The organism is Sphingomonas sp., assembly GCF_031380695.1.
GTDB lineage: Bacteria > Pseudomonadota > Alphaproteobacteria > Sphingomonadales > Sphingomonadaceae > Sphingomicrobium.
The window spans coordinates 1-4,165 of the sequence record NZ_JANMWY010000284.1 but is presented as its reverse complement, the minus strand read 5'-3'; the positions used below and the strand labels follow the sequence as shown (position 1 = coordinate 4,165).

Genomic DNA, 4,165 nt, shown 5'->3' with positions numbered 1-4,165 from the left:
GCGGCGAGCATCATCTTGATCTCGGTCGGCTTGAACACGCTGCTGTATTTTTCGTGATAGCAGTCCTGCACCTCGACATCGGCCTGGGTGAAGAAGCGGAAGATCTGCGTGAGCAGGTTGCGCTCATGGTCGGAGAGCTTCTGCGCCCAGTCGCGGCAATCCTCGCCGAGGGGGACTTCCTCGGGCATCCAGTGGATCTGCTGCTGGCGTTTCCAATAATCGAACGCCCAGGGGTATTCGAACGGCTTATACTGCTTGCGGGCTTCGAGAAGGGGCATTGCGGCTCTCCAGTCTTAACGAGGGATATGGGGGGTGCGGGGCGGGGTCACCAGAACAGCCGGCGCGGATGGCTGTGGCGATGTTCGCGACGGCGGTACATCTGGACGTACATCCACAGGCCCGAGCCGGCGAGGAAGATCAGGACTACGCCCGACACGATCGACAGCCAGGTGCCGAACGTGCCGAGGACCTTGCCCGAGTGGAGGTCCATGACGAACTCGCTGAGGTCGTGGCGCTCGCGGCGGATGCGGTCGATGTCGGTTTCGGGCGGGGCGGGGGTGGCGTTCGCCGCCATTGCGACGGGCGCGGGGGTCGCCGCGACCGCGGGCTTGGCGGCCTCGTCATGCTCGTGCGCCTGGGCGGCGGAGATGAGGCTGGGCGCGCTTGCTTCGTCACTGTCGGCGGCCGCGGTGGCGGCGGGCTTGGCCGGGGTCGACAGCTTGATGAACTGGATGGTCAGGCCGGTCACGGCTATCCACAGCAGGACGATCGCGAAGAGGGGTGCCAGCCAGCGGTGGTAACGACGCATCTTCACGAGCTGGTCTGCGGGGTGAGGTCGAGCGGTGCGGCGGTGGTATAGCCGATCGCGAAACCGGCGAGCAGCATGCCGAACGCGGTCAGCATCATGCCGGCGATGAGCAGGCCGTATTTCGCCGGCTCGCCGTCCCTGATCGAGAAGAGGCGGCGGACGATCGCCGGGCGCACTAGCGTGATAAGGCCCGCGACGAGCAGGATCGCCCCCGCGACGACGAACAGGGTGTTGGCGTCGGTCATGCCGGCGCTTTCGCCAGGGCGACGGCGGCGTCGAGCCTCGCCGCATAGGCTTCGATCGCCGCAGCGGTGCGGTCGATGTAGGTGCGGGCGTCGTCGAAGCGGCGCTGCTCGATCGCTTCGCGCACCCCGGGCAGGGTCTTGGCGCCGTAACCGGTGAGCGTGCCGGGGGCGTAGACGAGGTTGGTGAACCACGGCCGTCCCGGCAGGCCGCGCGGATCGGTCAGCAGCTGGGCGATGGTGCCGAGCATCGCATCAATCTTTGCCCGGGTCGCGGGGGGCAGGGCGTCGCCCTTGGCCAGCATCGCGTCGGCGGCGGAGGCGGCGCGCGACAGATGGTCGGACGCATTGTCGAGCGGCAGCATGTCGAGCAGCGGGGTGATGCCACGATCGCGCGGGACGGTCAGCGGGTCGGTCGGCGACTTGCTGAGCGCGAAATAGCCTTCGCGGCGGATGTCGGCGAGGGCGCGGTCCTTCTCGCGCTGGTCGACGTCGAGCTTCTCGACCTCGGTCACGTAACGGGCGACGGTGCGGGCCAGATCGCCGTACTGGGCGGGGATTCGCGGTCCGTCGGCGGCGCGCAGGACGAGCCGCCCGACCAGCTTCGACAGGGTCGCCGCATAGGCGAGGCCGGGATCGTCGAACTGGATGACGTGGGTGTAGCTGTCGTAGATCGAATGATAGCTGCCAGCCGCCTGGTCCTCGCCACCGAAGCCAATGTGGAGCGAGGCGATGCCGAGGTGCTGGAGGAAGGCGCTATAGTCGGAGCCCGAGCCGAGCGCGCCGAGGGGCAGGTCGCCGCCGGCCTTGGCTGCGTCATAGTCGACCGCATCGACGCTGCCCGGGACGAGATAATGGCCGGCGAGGAGCGCGGCGCGGGCGCGATCGAGGACCGGCGTCCCGGCCTGGGGGTCGGTCACATCGCGCGCGGCGGAATTGACGAAGCGCTGCAGCTCGTGGCTGCCCTCGGCCTGGAGGAAGCCACGGCCGTTATTGTCGGTGTTGATGTAGATGAGCGCCTTGGCCTTCAATTCGGCGGCGTGCTGTTCGGCCCATTCGGTAGATCCGATCAGCCCGGGCTCCTCGGCGTCCCAGCTGGCATAGATAATCGTTCGCGCCGGTCGCCAACCCTGCGCCGCGAGCGCGCCGAGCGCCTTGGCTTCGGCCATCAGTGCGACCTGGCCGGTCAGCGGATCGGCCGCGCCGAACACCCATCCGTCGCGATGATTGCCGCGCACGATCCAGTGATCGGGATCGGTCGAGCCCTTCATCGTCGCGATGACATTGTAGATCGGCTTCAACGACCAGTCGGACTTGACCGCGAGGTGGACGCGGACGGCGTCGGTCCCGCCCCAGTGATAGGCCATGCCGAGCCCGCCGCGCTCCTTGCCGCTGACGAGCGGACCGTGGAGCCCGGCGATGAGCTTGCCGGCGTCGGCATAGGAGATCGGCAGGACCGGGATCTTGAGGATCGTCGGGGCATTGGCGCGGGTCAGCCGCCTGGCGCCGGGGACGGCACCGATGCCGGGGGTCAGCGGATCGCCGGGGAAGGTCGTCATGTCCATCACCGAGCCGCGTTGCACGCCATGTTCGGGGCGCCCGCCGCCGCGCGGATAGGGGTCGGCCTCGGCATAGCTGTCGTTGGCCGGGTCGGAATAGATCAGGCAGCCGATCGCGCCATGTTCCTGCGCGAGTTTTGGCTTCAACCCGCGCCAGCCGCCGCCATAGCGGGCGATGGCGATCTTGCCCTTGACACTGATCCCGCGCTGTTCGAGCGCTTCATAATCGTCGGGCATGCCGTAATTGACGTAGACCAGGGGTGCAGTGACGTCGCCATCGCCCTGGAATGCGACATAGGGCGGGAGCGCGCCGGCAGTGTTGGCCGAGGTCGGGTCCTGCGGGATCGCCGGCTCCTGCCCACCGAGCGTGACGCGGGTCGGGGCGATCATCTCGAGCGTGGTCGAGATCGGTGTCGGGTAGAGCACGTCGAATTGCTCGATATGCGCGTCCCAGCCCCATTGTTTGAACAGCGCGAGCTGCATGTCGGCGTTGGCTTTGTCGTGCGGCGAGCCGACGTGGTTGGGCGCGGACGACATGGTCTGCAGCCACTGCATCTGCTCGGGCGCGCTGATGAGGGCATCGAACTGGGCTTCGCGGGCGGTGGAGGCGGGGTCGGCGAGCGCGGGGGAGGCGAGGGCGAGGAGAGCCGTGGTAAGAAGGAGATGCTTCACTTTTCCTCTCCCTTTGGGAGAGGAAAGGAGGGCGAAGCCCGGAAAGGTGAGGGTGACAATGCGTCGACGATGGTCGCAACGACGCCTTCGACATTGCCCATCACGTCGTTGTTCCAGAAACGCATCACTCGGTATCCTTCTTGTTGCATATAGCGCGTGCGCGTGGCGTCGTATTCGCTGGTTTCGGCGTGCTGGCCGCCATCGACTTCGATGATGAGCTTGTGGCGATGCGAGCAGAAGTCGGCGGTGTAGCCGGCAAAGGGAACTTGCTTGCGCCAGTGATGGTCGGGGAAGGACAGGCGGAGGGCGGCCCAAAGCTTGCGTTCGGCCGGGGTCATGTTTCGACGCAAGCCGCGGGCACGAGCGATTGCGCCGGGAGGAAGGTTCAGCCTTCTAAAGCCCTCCCCCTTGTGGGGAGGGTTGGGTGGGGGCGCGGCGACTGCACTTGCAGACGACGCCAACAAGGACTCGTCGGCAGGAGTCTTTTCAGCGGCAGACGCCGCTGGCCCCCCACCTACCTCCCCCACAAGGGGGGAGGATTCTAATCCTACTGACACGCCAGACACTCGTCGTAGTCCGTCGTCGACAGCTCGTACTTGGGTGCTTCCGCCGTATTGTCGGCCTCGACCCCGCCGGCGAAACCGGCGCGCTGGACCGATTTCGAGCGGAGGTAATAGAGCGACTTGATGCCCAGCTCCCACGCGCGGAAGTGGAGCATCATCAGGTCCCATTTGTCGACGTCGGCGGGGATGAACAGGTTCAGCGACTGGGCCTGGTCGATGTAGGGCGTGCGGTCGGCCGAGAGTTCGAGCAGCCAGCGCTGGTCGATCTCGAACGACGTCTTGTAGGTGTCCTTCTCGTCCTGCGTCAGGAAATCGAGGTGC

The 4,165-nt window shown here is 66.7% G+C and carries 5 protein-coding genes and 1 pseudogene; all 6 read right to left on the bottom strand.

Annotated elements, in window-relative coordinates; translation table 11 throughout:
• A partial coding sequence (locus RMN84_RS10290; RefSeq protein ID WP_309612079.1) for a ribonucleotide-diphosphate reductase subunit beta occupies positions 1-278 on the bottom strand: 278 nt, incomplete at its 3' end.
• Between the two features lie 47 nt (positions 279-325).
• Positions 326-928, bottom strand: coding sequence for a PepSY domain-containing protein (locus RMN84_RS10285; protein ID WP_405051477.1), 603 nt, complete (start codon positions 926-928; stop codon positions 326-328).
• Positions 811-1,053: a hypothetical protein gene (locus tag RMN84_RS10280; protein WP_309612077.1), complete on the bottom strand. Its 243-nt coding sequence runs from the start codon at positions 1,051-1,053 to the stop codon at positions 811-813. Before RMN84_RS10280 ends, RMN84_RS10285 begins: the two co-directional genes overlap by 118 nt.
• On the bottom strand, positions 1,050-3,281 hold the full coding sequence (locus RMN84_RS10275) for a transferrin receptor-like dimerization domain-containing protein (RefSeq protein WP_309612076.1): 2,232 nt from the start codon (positions 3,279-3,281) through the stop codon (positions 1,050-1,052). Before RMN84_RS10275 ends, RMN84_RS10280 begins: the two co-directional genes overlap by 4 nt.
• Entirely contained in the window at positions 3,278-3,649 is a 372-nt protein-coding gene (locus RMN84_RS10270; protein WP_309612080.1) for a DUF559 domain-containing protein, read from the bottom strand. Before RMN84_RS10270 ends, RMN84_RS10275 begins: the two co-directional genes overlap by 4 nt.
• A 179-nt stretch (positions 3,650-3,828) precedes the next feature.
• A pseudogene (locus RMN84_RS10265) lies at positions 3,829-4,165 on the bottom strand (ribonucleotide-diphosphate reductase subunit alpha); the annotation flags it as partial.